Source organism: Streptosporangium sp. DT93 (genome assembly GCF_049844535.1).
Lineage (GTDB): Bacteria > Actinomycetota > Actinomycetes > Streptosporangiales > Streptosporangiaceae > Streptosporangium.
Genome location: NZ_JBNCLF010000020.1, coordinates 1 through 15,753, shown reverse-complemented (window position 1 = coordinate 15,753; position 15,753 = coordinate 1). Strand labels below are relative to the sequence as shown.

At 71.9% G+C, this 15,753-nt stretch carries 9 protein-coding genes; 7 read left to right on the top strand and 2 right to left on the bottom strand.

All coding sequences use genetic code 11. The features are described from left to right. Positions 1-39 precede the first annotated feature (39 nt). The 6 genes from ACLQ2R_RS32285 (at position 40) to ACLQ2R_RS32260 (ending at position 6,317) form a co-directional block, all read left to right on the top strand. The gene (locus ACLQ2R_RS32285; RefSeq protein WP_425965037.1) at positions 40-1,032 is read left to right on the top strand and encodes an NAD-dependent epimerase/dehydratase family protein; all 993 of its coding nucleotides are present in this window, start codon (positions 40-42) and stop codon (positions 1,030-1,032) included. An 8-nt stretch (positions 1,033-1,040) separates the two neighbouring features. Beyond that, a complete protein-coding gene (locus ACLQ2R_RS32280) occupies positions 1,041-1,469 on the top strand; it encodes a VOC family protein (RefSeq protein WP_425965036.1) in 429 nt (142 codons plus the stop codon). A gap of 418 nt (positions 1,470-1,887) precedes the next feature. Beyond that, positions 1,888-3,060 (top strand): methyltransferase, FxLD system, encoded by a 1,173-nt coding sequence (gene fxlM, locus ACLQ2R_RS32275; RefSeq protein WP_425965035.1) that lies wholly within the window; start codon positions 1,888-1,890, stop codon positions 3,058-3,060. A gap of 375 nt (positions 3,061-3,435) precedes the next feature. Next, positions 3,436-3,906: a DoxX family protein gene (locus ACLQ2R_RS32270; RefSeq protein ID WP_425965034.1), complete on the top strand. Its 471-nt coding sequence runs from the start codon at positions 3,436-3,438 to the stop codon at positions 3,904-3,906. A gap of 488 nt (positions 3,907-4,394) precedes the next feature. Then, entirely contained in the window at positions 4,395-5,399 is a 1,005-nt protein-coding gene (locus tag ACLQ2R_RS32265) for an ATP-binding cassette domain-containing protein (protein ID WP_425965032.1), read from the top strand. 156 nt (positions 5,400-5,555) lie between these two features. Further along, positions 5,556-6,317 (top strand): ABC transporter permease, encoded by a 762-nt coding sequence (locus tag ACLQ2R_RS32260; RefSeq protein ID WP_425965030.1) that lies wholly within the window; start codon positions 5,556-5,558, stop codon positions 6,315-6,317. A 13-nt stretch (positions 6,318-6,330) separates the two neighbouring features. Here the strand turns inward: ACLQ2R_RS32260 and ACLQ2R_RS32255 are convergent, their stop codons facing one another. Then, the gene (locus tag ACLQ2R_RS32255) at positions 6,331-6,897 is read right to left on the bottom strand and encodes a hypothetical protein (protein ID WP_425965029.1); all 567 of its coding nucleotides are present in this window, start codon (positions 6,895-6,897) and stop codon (positions 6,331-6,333) included. Positions 6,898-6,989: 92 nt separating this feature from the next. Beyond that, entirely contained in the window at positions 6,990-8,537 is a 1,548-nt protein-coding gene (locus ACLQ2R_RS32250) for an MFS transporter (RefSeq protein WP_425965027.1), read from the bottom strand. A gap of 535 nt (positions 8,538-9,072) precedes the next feature. Between ACLQ2R_RS32250 and ACLQ2R_RS32245 the strand changes: the two genes are divergently transcribed. Beyond that, on the top strand, positions 9,073-15,753 hold a 6,681-nt coding region (locus ACLQ2R_RS32245), incomplete at its 3' end, for a DUF7507 domain-containing protein (RefSeq protein ID WP_425965026.1).

Genomic DNA, 15,753 nt, shown 5'->3' with positions numbered 1-15,753 from the left:
CATGGCCCCGCCGGGGGCGGGCGCCGAGAATCAGGCGCTATGAGAATTCTGATCATCGGAGGCTCGGTCTTCGTCGGCCGGGCGATCACCGAGGAGGCGCTGCGGCGCGGACACGAGGTCACCACGTTCAACCGGGGGCGCAGCGGCGTCGACCTGCCGGGGGCCGAGGCGGTCAGGGGCGACCGCGAGGTGCCGGAGGACCTGGACCGGCTGGTCGAGGGCCGCACCTGGGACGCCGTCGTCGACGTCATCGGCAGGGTTCCCAGGCTGGTCGGCGCGTCGGTACGCAGGCTCAACGGCCGCGCGAGCACCTACACGTTCATCTCCAGCATCTCCGCGCTCAGCGACTTCCCCGCCCGGCCGTGCGACGAGAGCTCGCCGCGTTACGCGTGCGCGCCGGACGCCGGTCCCGAGGACGGCGACTACGGCACGCTCAAGGCGGGCTGCGAGCGGGCGGTGGAGGAGGGGTTCGAGGGCGGCGCGCTGATCATCCAGCCGGGTCTCATCCTCGGCCCGCACGAGGACGTGGGCCGTCTGCCCTGGTGGCTGGACCGGATCTCCCGGGGCGGGCGGGTGCTCGCTCCCGGCGACCCGGACCGGGCCATGCAGGTCATCGACGTCCGGGACCTCGCCGCGTTCACCCTGGACCGGACCGAGGCTGGAGGCGCTGACCGCTTCCTCGCCGGCGGGGTGCCCGCCAACACCACCTACGGCGGCCTGCTGGCCGAGTGCCGGGCGGTGACCGGTTCGGACGCCGAGTTCGTCTGGGTGGAGGACCGCTTCCTGCTCGACCGCCAGGTGGAGCCGTGGACCGAGTTCCCCGTCTGGGCCCCCGCCGATCCCGACTTCGCCGGGGTGTGGCTGACGTCCTCGGCCAAGGCCCTCGCGGCCGGGCTGACCTGCCGCCCCGTCGCCGAGACGGTGCGCGACACCTGGGCGTGGCTGCGTGACGTGCCGGCGGCGGAGCGCTCCTTCAGGAGTCACGGCATCGACCCGGAGAAGGAGGCCGTAATCCTGGCGGAGTGGGAATAGGAGTCCCCATGGACATTCAGATCACCTTCGACGCCCACGACCCGCCGAAGCTCGCCGCCTTCTGGGCCGAGGCCCTCGGGTACCGTCCGCAGCCGCCCCCCGAGGGGTTCGACAGCTGGGACGCCTGGGGGGAGGCCCAGGGCATCCCCGAGGACGAGCGGTCCAACTGGGCCGCGCTGGTGGATCCGGACGAGGGGCGTCCCAGGATCTACTTCCAGCGGGTGCCCGAGGCCAAGGTCGTCAAGAACCGCGTCCACCTCGACGTCAACGTGGGCGGCCCGTCGGGCACGCCGACCGAGAAGCGGCGCCCGCTGGTGCAGGCGGCGGTGAAACGGCTCGTCGACCTGGGCGCCACCGAGGTCCGCACCGATGAGGAGAACGGGGAGTACTGGTCACTCATGGCCGACCCCGAGGGGAACGAGTTCTGCCTGCAGTAAGGGTGTATTTCTACGCATACATCAGACGGATGGATGCATAGATTCGTGGCTGTCCGGCTCCGTCCCCCGAATGCCGGACAGCGGTCCACGCTCCCAGGGCCGGAGGCGGAGGGCGGGGACATCCCGCCCTCCACTCGCCTTCCCCCACCCGCCCAGCCTCCCGCCTCGCCTTCGACCCGGCCCGGCCGTTCACCCGCTCCGGTCTCCCCTCCCGCCTCCCACCCGGCCCGGCCCTGCATCCGCCCGGCCTTTCGCCCCGGTCCCGCCCGCCGCGCCCGCCCGCTCCTCCGCCCGCCCCGGCCCGCGCACGGATTTTGTCCTATAAGGGACACCGAGCGGCGGCGTGCCACAGGGAGGTTCCACACCTACGGGGCATATAACTCAGGGCACCAGGTACGCACACGGCACGGAGGTCGAGATGGCTGAGTGGCACGCGTTACGGGAAGATCTGGTCTCCCAGGTCCGCGTCCGAGGGATCAGCGACGCCGTGGTCGGCGCGCTGCGGACGGTGCCGCGGCACGCCTTCCTGCCGGAGCTTCCGGCGGAGACCGTCTACCAGGACGACGCGATCGTGACCAAGCGCGACGCGGAGGGACGGCCGATCAGCTCCTCCTCCCAGCCCGCCATCATGGCGCTGATGCTCGACCAGCTCGGCGTGGCTCCGGGGCAGCGGATCCTGGAGATCGGGACGGGGACGGGGTACAACGCCGCCCTGCTCGCCCACCTGGTGGGGCCGGAGGGGCTGGTGGTGAGCGTCGACATCGATCCCGACCTGGTGGCGCTGGCCGGGGAGCACCTGTCGGCGGCGGGGCATCCCGAGGTCCGGCTGGTGTGCGCCGACGGGGCGGACGGGTTCTCCCCCGAGGCCCCCTACGACAGGGTGATCGCCACCGTCGGCGTGTGGGATCTGGCCCCGGCCTGGCTGGAGCAGCTCGGGCCGGACGGGCGGCTCGTCGCCCCGCTGGACCTGCGCGGGGTGCAGCGGTCGGTGGCGATGGAGCGCGACGGCGGGCACTGGACCAGCCGCTCGGTCCTGCCCTGCGGGTTCATGCGGATGCGCGGCCCCTTCGCGGGGCCCGAGACGACCGTGGTGCTGGACCGGGAGTCCGACCTGATCGTCGCGCTGCCCGAGGCCGGCGAGATCGGTGACGTGCTGGGGGCGCTCGACGGCCCCGTGGTCGAGCTGTCCACCGAGATCAGCGTCGGCCCCTCCCAGCTCCTCGACGGGCTGAGCCTCTGGCTCGCCGTGCACGAACCCCGCTGGTGCACGATCTCGGAGGCGCGGCCCGGATGGCTGGCCTCGCCCCCGCTCGACCTGACGGGATTCAGGATGGCCGTCGGGATCGTGGAACACGACAACCTCTGCCTGCTGGAGCCCTCGCCGGACGGCACGCTGATCGCACGCGGTCACGGGCCGGACCGGTTCCGGCTCGCGTCCGAACTGGCCGCCCACGTCCAGGCGTGGGACATGGCCGATCGTCCCATGACGAACGGGCTCCGCATCGACGCCTACCGGGACGACCCCCCGCGCGACGGGCTGCTCATCCCCAAGCGCCACACCACCCTGGCCCTGTCCTGGATGGATCTCTGATCCCCGTCCCGCGCGGGGCGGCTCACCGGCCGGCGTGCGGGAGAGATCGGCGGGCGCGGGTGGAACGGTCCATGAACCCAGATGATTGAAACATACATCAACGCACAAGTGGACAAGGATCGCCGGAACCCTCGGCACCGCCGTTCATCTGCGCTTTCACGCCGGATCCTCCCCGTTCCGGCCGACGGCCTCCCGCGGCACCGGACAGGGTGGACGCCAACACCTACCATGACGGTGGATCGTGGCATCCCGTTGCCCGGAGGTGGGAGCGGGCGCGTACACGAAACGTGACGGTGCGACAGTGGAGGGACGACCCCCGTGGCGCCGCACGGCGACGCCGGGCACATCCCCCCGGAAGAAGGCAGGGGTGATCCGATGAGAATCGACCGGCTGAAAGGACCCGTGCTCTCGCTGTTCCGTATCGTGACGGGTCTCCTTTTCCTGTTCCACGGCCTGTCGTCGATGTTCGGGATCTTCGGCGGCAGCCGCGGCACCGGCGAGGCCGTCGCGTTCGCCGTCTGGCCGGGCTGGTGGGCCGCGCTCATCCAGGTGGTCTGCGGCGCGCTCGTGCTGGTGGGACTCCTCAGCCGCTACGCCGCGACGCTCGCCTCCGGTTCGATGGCCTACGCGTACTTCGTGGTGCATCTTCCGCAGGACGTCCTGCCGCTGCGCAACGGCGGCGAGCTCGCGGCGCTGTTCTGCTGGTCGTTCCTGATCATCGCCGTGCTCGGCCCCGGCCCGTGGGCGCTCGACTCCCTCGTCCGCCGAGGTGACGACGCCGTCGATTCCGGCCTCCGTCCCGACGCCGATCCGGCTCCCGTCCGGGCTCGTCTCGGAAAGACCTGACCGCCGCCCTTCCTCACCCGCCCCCTCCGGAGACACCGGCCGCGAGGGGGCGTTTCTCCGCGCGGGGACACCCGGCCGCGCGGGGAGGCGCCGGCCCCTCGGAAAGACGATCGGCCGCGCGAGGGGCGCCGGTCCCGCGGGAGGACAGCGGCCCCGCGAAAGCGGCGCCACCCTCGTGGAGAGGCACCGGCTCCGCGGGAAGACACCGGCTCCGCGGAGCCTGATCGAGAAAAGCCCACATTTTTTCCGCCGCCCCGGCCGTTCACGGAAAGACCCACGTCAGCGCGGCCGGTGAACGTTCCGCGATCTGTCGGCCCTCCGTTCCGAGGCCCGATCGGTTTCACGTTTTCGCAGGTCAGGCCAAATGTGAACACACCTTTCACGTTTGCCACATCCGGATCACGTGGGTGAGGATGAGGCATCTCCCGACGAGCCCCCGCAGGGGTCTCCCCGGCATGCCCCCGCACCCGAACCCCCAGGAGGGGACGATGATCCATGCCCGCGGCCTGACCCGCCGATTCATGATCAAAAAAGAGCGTGTCGACGCCGTACGCGGCATCGACCTCGATGTGGAGGCGGGCCGGCTGGTGGCCTTCCTCGGTCCCAACGGAGCGGGCAAGTCCACCACGCTGCGCATGCTGACCTCGCTGCTCGCGCCGACGTCGGGGACCGCGATCGTGGCGGGCCGCGACGTCGTGTCGGACCCGGCCGGGGTCCGTGCCCGGATCGGCTACGTCGGCCAGAAGAACGGGGCGGGAGAGAACTTCCGTGTCCGCGACGAGCTGGTGACCCAGGGGCGCTGCTACGGCCTGACGCGGCGGGACGCGGGCCGGCGCGCCGACGAGGTGCTCGACCGGTTCGAGCTGGGATCGCTGGCCGACCGGAAACCCGGCACCCTGTCGGGAGGTCAGCGCCGCCGCCTCGACATCGCCCTCGGGCTCGTCCACCGTCCCGCCCTGCTGTTCCTGGACGAGCCGTCGACCGGCCTGGACCCGCAGAGCCGCGCCAACATCTGGGAGCACATCCTGCGGTTGCGCGAGGATCACGGCACCACCCTGTTCCTGACCACCCACTACCTGGAGGAGGCCGACAGCATGGCCGAACGGGTGGTGATCATCGACCACGGCCGGATCATCGCCGACGGGACCGCCGAGTGCCTGAAGGGCGACCTGGCCGGCGACCGGATCACGGTCACCCTGAACGACGAGTCCCAGACCACCAGGGCCGCCGAGATCGCCGAGCGGATCGCCGGAGCGGGCGCGGTGACCACCGGCGGGACGACCGTACGGCTGCGGGTGCCACGCGCGGACGCGACGCTGCCGGAGTACCTGCGCCTCCTGGAGGCGTCCGGGGTGAGGGCGGCCACCGCCGAGACCTCCCGGCCCACGCTGGACGACGTCTTCCTCGCGCTGACCGGCCGCAGCCTGCGGGAGGACGACGAGGCCGCGGCCGACGTCCCGGCCGGTCGGAACGTTCCGGAGACCGTCGTCTGACCGCCCCTCACGCCCTCGGCCTCCGCTTCCCCACGCCCCGGCTCCCCGCCTCCTTGCTCCCTCTCCCCCACACCCTGGCCTCCCCACGCCTCGGCTTCGCGCTTCCCCGCGCCCCCGATCCCCCGATCCCCCGATCCCCCGCAGAGAAGGTCCACCATGAGCGTTCCGTTCCTCCGTGACACCGCGACCGTGTTCTCCCGCGAGGTGACCCCCATGTTCCGCGAGCCCCTCGGCCTCCTTTTCACCATGGGCCAGCCGCTGCTGTTCCTGTTCCTGTTCGGCCCGCTGCTCGCTGAGACGGCGAGCTTCGCGGGGCAGGGATCGCACTGGCAGTGGTTCGTGCCCGGCATCCTGATCATGATGTGCCTGTCCGGGCCGATGATGGCCGGCTACTCCCTGCTGCTGGACCTGATCGGCGGCTCGATGGAGCGCATGCTGGTCACCCCGCTGAACCGCACGGCGATGCTGGTCGGCCGGACGCTGAAGGAGTTCGTGGCACTGCTGGCCCAGGCCGTCCTGATCATCGTCCTCGCGGTGCCGCTCGGTTTCCGCCCGCATCTCGCGGGCGTGCTGGCCGGCATGGTGATCCTGGTCGTGTTCGGTGTCGGCCTGGGCGCGCTCTCCTTCGTCCTGGCGATCGCGTCCGCCCCGGGGGGCGATCTCTTCTACGGGGTCACCCAGCTCGTGATGTTCCCGCTGATGCTGCTGTCGGGCGTGCTGCTGCCGATGGACTCCGGACCCCCGTGGTTGCGGACCGTCGCGGCGCTGAACCCGGTCTCCTTCGTCGTCGAGGCGGAACGGTCGCTCTTCTCCGGCCGTTTCGGGGACGCCTCGGTGCTGCACGGGACGCTCGCGGCCTGCGTGATCGCCGTCGTGGGCCTGGTCGCGGGCACCAGGGCGATGCGCCGCGGCCTCTGACGTCCCTTCCCGGTCAGGCCCGGCTCACGGAACCCGCGTCCCGGGCGGCGCGGCGGCGGATGCCGCGGAGCCAGACCCGGCGGATGAGCCCGCTGCCCGCCCGGATGACGAGCCAGTACGCCCCGAACAACCGCCGGGAGCGGTGGTCGGTGGCGTACACCCTGGTCTCGGTGCTCAGCACGCCGCCGGCGCAGCGGAAGTCGAACGCCAGCTTCAGGTGACCCGGCGCGTCGAAGGCGCGGAAGGCGTCCGGGGTCGTGCCGGGTGCCAGCGGCACCACGGGCTGGCCGCGGGAGATCCGTTCGATCCCGCCGACCAGCAGTTCGTCCTCGCCGCGGTGCAGCAGCGTGAACCCGTTGCCGAGGAACAGGTCCAGCACCGGGGCGTCCGCGGGGAACGGGGTCCTTCCCAGTCCCGCCCCGATCATGACCGCCCGGAACAGCGGCACGTCCGCCCAGGTCACCTCTGTGGCGGCGCGCATCAGTGTGGGTGCCGGCAGGTCGACCGGCAGCCGGTGCACCTCCCTGCGGTGCCAGCGCGGCAGCGCCTCGTCCAGCGTCGTGGGCTCAGGTCGGCCCATCTCGTCCCCCCGTGGGATCGTCGTCGTCGCCCGTACGGCACGGTCGGAGCGCGGTCAAGGCGCCGCCAAGGCGCGGTCACCGGGCACATGGATCATCGTCGCACCCGGGTGGGGCGCCCCTCCGGGCGGCCCACGTCCCCGGCGGGCAGGGTCACGATGAGCAGGACGAGACCCGCCATCAGCGCGGCGCCGATCGCGGCGGTCACGTGGAAGCCGTCGACGAACGCGGCGCGCGCCGTGCCGAGCAGTACGGCCCCCGGTCCGGGCGGGAGTCCGGCCGCCACGGCCACCGCGGAGCCGAGGGTGTCGCGGGCCGCCTCGGGAACGGCCTCCGGCGGGAGCCCCGCCCGGTACACGGCGGTGATGACGCTGCCGAGGAGCGCGATCCCGAGCGCGCCGCCGAGCTGGGGCGCGGTCGAGGAGATCGCCGCCGCGGCTCCGGCCCGGTGCGGCGGGGCGGAGCCGACGACCAGGTCGGTGGCGAGCGCCATCATCGGCCCCAGCCCCGCGGAGACGACCACCGCGCCGGACACGAGGACGGCGATCCCGTCCGTTCCCTGGGTGCGGGTGAGCACGAGGTAGCCGGCCGCGGACACGGCCAGACCCGCGGCGATCACCGTGAAGGGCCGGAACCTCCGCGCGAGCCCGGGGGCCAGGGTGGATCCGGCGATGACGCCGACGGCCGAGGGGGCCGTCCACAGCCCCGCCTCCAGCGGTGACATGCCGTGCACGAGCTGCAGGTACTGGGCGATGGCGTAGTTGGAGCCCCACAGGACGAAGATGCCGAGCGCCAGCGTGCCGGTCGCGGTGCTCAGCGTACGGTCGGCGAACAGGCGCAGGTCGACGAAGGGGTCGGCCGAGGCGCGCTGCCTGCGGGCGAACACCACGCCCAGGGCGAGCCCGGCCGCGATCGTGGCCACGGACGTCGCCGCCGGGCCGTCGGCCGCGATCTGCTTGAGCCCGTGGACCACCGGCAGCACCGTGGCGAGCGACAGTACCGCGCTGACGGGGTCGAACCGCCTCGCGGTGGTGTCGCGGTGCTCGGGCAGCAGCGGTGGCCCGGCGATCAGCAGCAGCGCCATGAAGGGGACGGCCGTCAGGAACACCGACCCCCACCAGAGGCGCTCCAGCAGCCACCCTCCGACCAGCGGGCCGATCGCGGTGCCCGCCGAGACGCCGGCGACGATGACCCCGATGGCCCTCGTCCGCTGCCGGGGATCGGGGAACATGGACGTGGCCAGGGAGAGCGTGGACGGCATCAGGGTGGCACCGGCGACACCCATCAGCGCCCTGGCGACGATCAGGCTCCCGGCGTCGGGCGCGAAGGCGGCCAGGGCCGAGAAGACGCCGTACGCCGCCGCGCCGATCAGCAGCAACCGGCGGCGGCCGATCCGGTCGCCCAGCACCCCCATGGTGATGAGCGATCCGGCCAGCAGGAAGGCGTAGACGTCCACGATCCACAACAGCTGGGTGCCGCTCGCCGCCAGGTCCTCGCCGATGGCGGGCAGCGCGAGGTTCGTGACGGTCAGTTCGAGGGAGGCGAGCAGGGCGGGCAGGCACAGTACGGCGAGACCGATCCATTCCCGCCTTCCCGCCACGACCGGCGGGGGCGAGGGAGACGAGGAAGACGAGGAAGACATGCACTCGACCGTAAAACCTCGATCATGGTCGAGGTCAATGACGAATCGGGATCACCGCACGACGCTGGCGCCTCGGCGGATGTGGCGGGCGAGCCCGCCGCGCCCCGTTCCTCCGCATCACGGGACGCGCGAAGCGGCCGTGACGGGACCGGGAGGGAACGGCGCGAGGAACCACCGGGACGAGCCCGGACGCGGTGGCGGGATATGTCCTTGATTGCGAGCATTCTCACACCGAAAAAGGGCGGACGAATCATAATCGGCGCCCCTTTCAGGCCAAAAGCTTCATGTAAAGGGATCGGAGACTAGGCGGCAATATAAACGACCAGATCGTGATTGGACAGCGTGGCTGATGTTTCGGTCGTTGCCGATGAGCTAGCCTCCTAACGTCGCGGTCAGGGCAATGTCGCGACGCAATGTTCGGCCCCCCGTTTGTTGATTCGACGCCATTTGTCGGAATTCCTGCGGGAGGTCGGCCGTGCTGCTCTGGACGTGTGCGCGCAGGGGATTCCTCACAAGCACCCTTTCTGTATTCACGGTGTGCGCGGTCGGCCTGGGGACGGCGGCGCACGCCCTCCCCGTGGCCGGTGACGCGAAGGACGTCCCGGCGTTCGACATCACCTGCGGTCCTGGCCGGACCGGCCCGTCACTGCGGCTGACCCGGGACGCGCGACGTGAGGGCGCCCGGACGGTCGTCACGGTGCACGTGGCCAACACCGGCGGCGTCGACGCGAGAGGGGCGAGTTTCGCCGAGGACCTCTCCGCGGTCCCCGGCACCACGACCGTGGGGGAGACGCTGGCGAGCGCGGGCACGCTGACCTACAGCAGGCCCCTGCTCAGGTGGACGGGCGATCTGGCCGCCGGTGACGACATCACGGTCCGGTACGCGGTCCGTGCGGCGGCCGGGAAGCTGTACATCCCGACGGTCGACGCCGATGCCGGGCACACCTGCCGTGACGCGGCCGATCCCTCCGGGACCACCGGCGCGCCGCCGGACGGGACGAAGGTCACGGCCGACGCCCCCACCGGCGAACCGTCCGAGGGGCCCGGCGCCACGGCCGACGCGCCCACCGGCGCGCCGTCCGACGGGACCGAGACCACGACCGACACCCCCACCGGCGCATCCACCGGCGCGCCGCCGGACGGGACCGAGATCACGACCGGTGAGCGGACCGCGGAGCGGCGCATGCCCGCCCGTTCCAACGAGAGGGCCGGCGAGAGGGCGTCCCAGAAGGACTCCGAGCAGGCCGACGAGGGGGCGGACGCGGTCGCGGACGCGGGAACGGCCGCCCGGCGGGCACCGATCGCCTTCACCCAGCGGTACGTGAACAACTTCCGGGGGGCGATCACCCGGGCGGCCAACGCCGTGGTCACCTGCTATCCCCCGTCGGTGTCGGACTGCGCCGCGCGCCGGACCGGCTCGGGCAACAACAACGTCGACGCCACCTTCATCGACGTGGACGCCGACGCCTCGACGTTCAACTCCAGCACGGCCGACCTCACCCTGTCGGCCGGCGCGCAGGTGGCGTACGCGCGGCTGTACTGGGGCGCGCGCAGCCAGACCTCGACCAACACGACGGGCCTGCCGGCCGGCAACCGCCTGGCGCCCGACATCGCCCTGCGCGGGCAGGTGTCGTTCAGGACCCCGGGCAGCGCCGTCTACCGCACGGTCGTGGCCACGGCCTCCGACATCGGCGACACCCCCGACAACATCACCGCGAACGGGATCGTCTACGGTGCCTCCGCCGACGTCACCTCCATAGTGACGGCGGCCGGTGCCGGAACCTACACGGTCGCCAACGTCCAGGCCGCCCGGGGCACCGACAGCCTGGGCGCGTTCGGCGGCTGGTCGCTGGTGGTGGCCTACCGGGACGCGTCCCTGCCGCTGCGCAACATCACGGTGTTCGACGGCTTCCTGGAGCAGCAGAACGCCACCGCCGACACCGCGATCACCCTGTCGGGCATCCGCACCCCCACCACCGGCGCCGTGAGCGTCCAGGTCGGGGAGATCGCCTACGACGGCGACAACGCGATCACCGGTGACTCGCTGAGCATCGACACCACCAACGGCCCCCTGACCGTGCTCAGCGACGCCCTGCACCCGGCGACCAACTTCTTCAACTCCACCATCGCCACGCTCGGCAACCAGGTGACCGACCGCAACCCCACCTACACCAACACGCTCGGGTACGACTCCAACATCGTCGACGCCTCCACGGCGTTCCGCAACAACGACACCTCGGCCCGGTTCATCTTCAGCACCGCCGGAGACGCCTACTGGCCTCAGGCGATCTTCGCGCAGGTCGCCCTGCGTCAGGCGAACATCCAGCTGACCAAGTCCGCCGTGCTGGTCGGCGGCGGGACCCCCGAGCCGGGCTCCGTCCTCGAGTACACCACCACCGTGACCAACACCGGGGACGACGGCGCCATCAACGTGGTGCTCACCGACCCGATCCCCGCCAACACCGTCTACGTCCCGGGGAGCATCTCCGTGGTGACCGGGCCCAACGCCGGGGCCAAGACGGACGCCGTCGGGGACGACCAGGCGGAGTTCACCGGCGGCCAGGTGAGGGCGCGGCTGGGAACCGGGGCGAACGCCGTGAACGGCGGCACGCTGGCGGCCGGCCAGTCCACGTCCGTGAGGTTCCGGGTGACGCTCGGGGCCAACTCCCCCGGCACGGCGGTGTCCAACGTCGCGAGCGTCACGTACGCCAGCTCCGACACGCCCTCCCAGACGGGCGTGTCCAACGGGACCGTGCTGACGGTGGTCCCCGTCCAGGTCTCGTCGCTGGCGATCCTGAAGACGGCGTCGCCGAGCACGGTGACGGCCTCGGGACGCACCATCGTCTACTCCTACCTCGTCACCAACACCGGCAGGACCACCCTCACCGGTGTAGGGGTCACCGAGACCGTCTTCTCCGGTTCTGGACCGCATTCGGCGATCAGCTGCCCGACGACGACGCTGGCGCCTCAGGCCACGATGACCTGCACGAGCACCTACGTGACCACCCAGGCCGACATCGACGCCGGAGGCGTCACCGACACCGCCGTCGTCACCGGCACACCCCCCACCGGGCCCGCCGTGACCTCCGACCCGTCGACGGTGACGATCACGGCCGCGCCGGCGCCCGGCCTGTCGCTGCTGAAGACCGCCTCGCCCACCACGGTGGTGGCGGCGGGACGCACGGTCACGTACTCCTACCTGATCGTCAACACCGGTAACACCACGCTGACCGGGGTGAGGGTGAACACCACGTCCTTCTCGGGGTCGGGAACACCGCCGGCGGCCGGCTGCCCGGTGACCACATTGGCGCCGCAGGCCTCGACGACCTGCACCGGCACGTACGTCATCACCCAGGCCGACATCGACTCCGGGTCCATCGTCAACACCGCCACCGCCTCCGGCACACCACCCACCGGACCCGCCGTGACCTCCGCCCCCTCCAGCGCCACGGTCGGCATCACCGCCGCCTCCTCCCTCGCGGTGTTGAAGACGGCGACGCCGAGCACGGTGGTGGCGTCGGGGCGCACGGTCACGTACTCGTACGCGATCGTCAACACCGGCAACACCACGCTGACCGGGGTGAGGGTGAACACCACGTCCTTCTCGGGAACGGGGCCGCGGTCGGCGGTCACCTGCCCGGTGACCACGCTGGCCCCGGCGGCCTCGACGACCTGCACGGGCACCTACGTCACCACCCAGGCCGACATCGACGCCGGAGGCATCACCAACACCGCCACCGCCTCGGGCATACCGCCGTCGGGTCCCGTCGTGACCTCCGACCCGTCCGTCGCCACGGTGGGCGTCACCTTCGCCCCCGGCCTGGCGCTGCTGAAGACGGCCTCACCGACCACGGTGGCCTCCGCGGGACTGACCGTGACCTACTCCTACGCGATCGTCAACACCGGCAACACCACCCTGACCGACGTCAGGGTGACCGACACCACCTCCGGCACCCGCACCGGCGCACGCTCGGCGATCATCTGCCCGGCGACGACGCTGGCGCCGCAGGCCACGACGACCTGCACGGGCACCTACGTCACCACCCAGGCCGACATCGACGCCGGGACCGTCACGAACACCGCCACCGCCACCGGCACGCCCCCCACCGGACCGGCCGTGACCTCCGCCTCCTCCACCGCGACGGTGACCGCCACGCCGGCTCCCGCCCTGGCGGTGCTGAAGACGGCCTCGCCCACCACGGTGGCCGCCGCCGGACGCGTCGTGACCTACTCCTACCTGATCGTCAACACCGGCAACACCACGCTGACCGGGGTGAGGGTGAACACCACGTCCTTCTCGGGCGTGGGAGCGCGGTCCACGATCACCTGCCCGGTGACCACGCTGGCGCCGCAGGCCTCGACGACCTGCACGAACACCTACGTCACCACCCAGGCCGACATCGACACCGGGACCATCGTCAACACCGCCACCGCCACGGGCACACCTCCGACCGGTCCCGCCGTGACCTCCGCCCCCTCCACCGCCACGGTGACCGCCACGCCGGCTCCCGCCCTGGCGCTGCTGAAGACGGCCTCGCCCACCACGGTGACCGCCGCCGGACGGACGGTGACCTACTCCTACCTGGTCGTCAACACCGGCAACCTCAGCCTGACCGGCGTCAGGGTGACCGACATCTCCTTCACCGGTACGGGCACCCACTCCGCGGCCACCTGCCCGGTCACCGTCCTCGCACCGCAGGCGTCGACCACGTGCACGACCACCTACGTCACCACCCAGGCCGACGTCGACGCCGGGACCGTCACGGACACCTCCACCGCCACCGGAACCCCGCCCACCGGACCTGCCGTCACCTCCACCCCCTCCACCGCCACGGTCACCGCCACGCCGGCTCCCGCCGTGGCGCTGCTGACCACGGTCTTCCCGGTGACCGTGACGCAGGTGGGCCAGACGATCACCTACTCGTACGCGATCGTCAACACCGGCAACACCACCCTGACCGGGGTGAGGGCGACCGTCACCGCCTTCACCGGCTCGGGCACCCCCACCGCGATCACCTGCCCGGTCACCACCCTCGCACCCCAGGGCACCACGACCTGCACCAGCACCTATGTCGTGACCCAGGCCGACATCGACTCCGGGTCCATCGTCGACACCGCCACCGCCACCGGCACACCGCCGTCGGGACCGGCCGTCACCTCAGCCGCCTCCACCGCGACGGTCACCGCCACCTCCGCGCCCGGCCTGGCGCTGCTGAAGACGGCGGCACCGACCACGGTGGTGGCGGCCGGACGGGGCATCAGCTACTCCTACCTGGTCTTCAACACCGGTAACACCACCCTGACCGGCATCAGGGTGACCACCACCGCCTTCACCGGCTCGGGCACCCCCACCCCGATCACCTGCCCGGTCACCACCCTCGCACCCCAGGGCACCACGACCTGCACGAGCGTGTACGCCATCACCCAGGCGGACGTCGACGCCGGGGGCGTCACCAACACCGCCACCGCCACCGCCACACCCCCGACCGGACTCGCCATCACCTCCGGCCCGTCCACCGCGACGGTCACCGCCCTCGCCGCCCCCGCGCTGGCCGTGCTGAAGACAGCCTTCCCGGTCGCCGCCACCCAGGCCGGTCAGACGATCGCCTACTCGTACGCGGTCGTCAACACCGGCAACACCACCCTGACCGGGGTGAGGATCACCGACGTCTCCAGCGGCTCCAACACGCCCACCGCGATCACCTGCCCGGTCACCACGCTGGCACCGCAGGCCTCGACGACCTGCACCGGGACGCGCGTCATCACCCAGGCGGACGTCGACGCCGGGACCGTCGTCAACACCGCGACCGCCACCGGCACCCCGCCCACCGGGCCCGCGGTGACCTCCGCCTCCTCCACCGCGACGGTCACCCTCACGGCCGTTCCTGCTGTGGCGTTGCAGAAGACGGCGTCGCCGAACGCGGTGGTCACCGCCGGGCAGACGGTGACCTACTCCTACATGGTCGCCAACACCGGCAACACCACCCTGACGGCGGTGCGGGCGACCACCACCGCCTTCTCCGGCACCGGAACGCCCACCACGATCACCTGCCCCGTCACCACCCTGGCGCCGCAGACCTCGACGACCTGCACGAACACCTACGTCACCACCCAGGCCGACATCAACGCCGGAAGCATCGTCAACACCGCGACGGCGTCGGGCACCCCGCCGTCGGGACCCGCCGTCACCTCCGCGGCCTCGACCGCCACGGTCATCGCCACCGCCGCCCCGGCGCTGGCCCTGCTCAAGACGGCCTCGCCGACCACGGTCGCCGCCGCCGGACGGACCGTGACCTACTCCTACCTGGTCCTCAACACCGGCAACACCACCCTGACCGCGGTGCGGGCGACCACGACCGCCTTCACGGGCACCGGAACGCCCACCGCGATCACCTGCCCGGTGACGACCCTGGCCCCGCAGGCGTCGACCACCTGCACGAACACCTACGTCACCACCCAGGCCGACATCAACACCGGAAGCATCGTCAACACCGCCACCGCCACCGGCACCCCACCCACCGGACCGGCCGTCACCTCGGCCGTCTCCACCGCGACGGTCACCGCCGTCGCCGCCTCCGCGCTGGCCGTGCTGAAGACGGCCTTCCCGGTCGCCGCCACCCAGGCCGGCCAGACGATCGCCTACTCCTACGCGGTCGTCAACACCGGCAACACCACCCTGACCGGGGTGAGGATCACCGACGTCACCACCGCCTCCGGCCCACCGACCACCATCACCTGCCCCCTGACCACACTGGCCCCGCAGGAGTCGGTCACCTGCACCGGAACGCACGTCATCACCCAGGCCGACATCGACGCCGGAAGCATCGTCAACACCGCCACCGCCACCGGCACCCCGCCGTCGGGACCGGCCGTGACCTCCGCCCCGTCGACCGCCACGGTCACCCTGACGGCGGCCCCCGCGCTAGCGCTGCAGAAGACGGCGTCGCCGAACGCGGTGGTCGCGGCCGGGCAGACCATCACCTACTCCTACCTCGTCGCCAACACCGGCAACACCACCCTGACGGCGGTGCGAGCGACCACGACCGCCTTCACGGGCACCGGCACCCCCACCGCGATCACCTGCCCGGCGACGACCCTCGCACCCCAAGCCTCGACCACCTGCACCAACACCTACGTCACCACCCAGGCCGACATCAACACCGGAAGCATCGTCAACACCGCCACCGCCACCGGCACACCACCCACCGGACCCGCC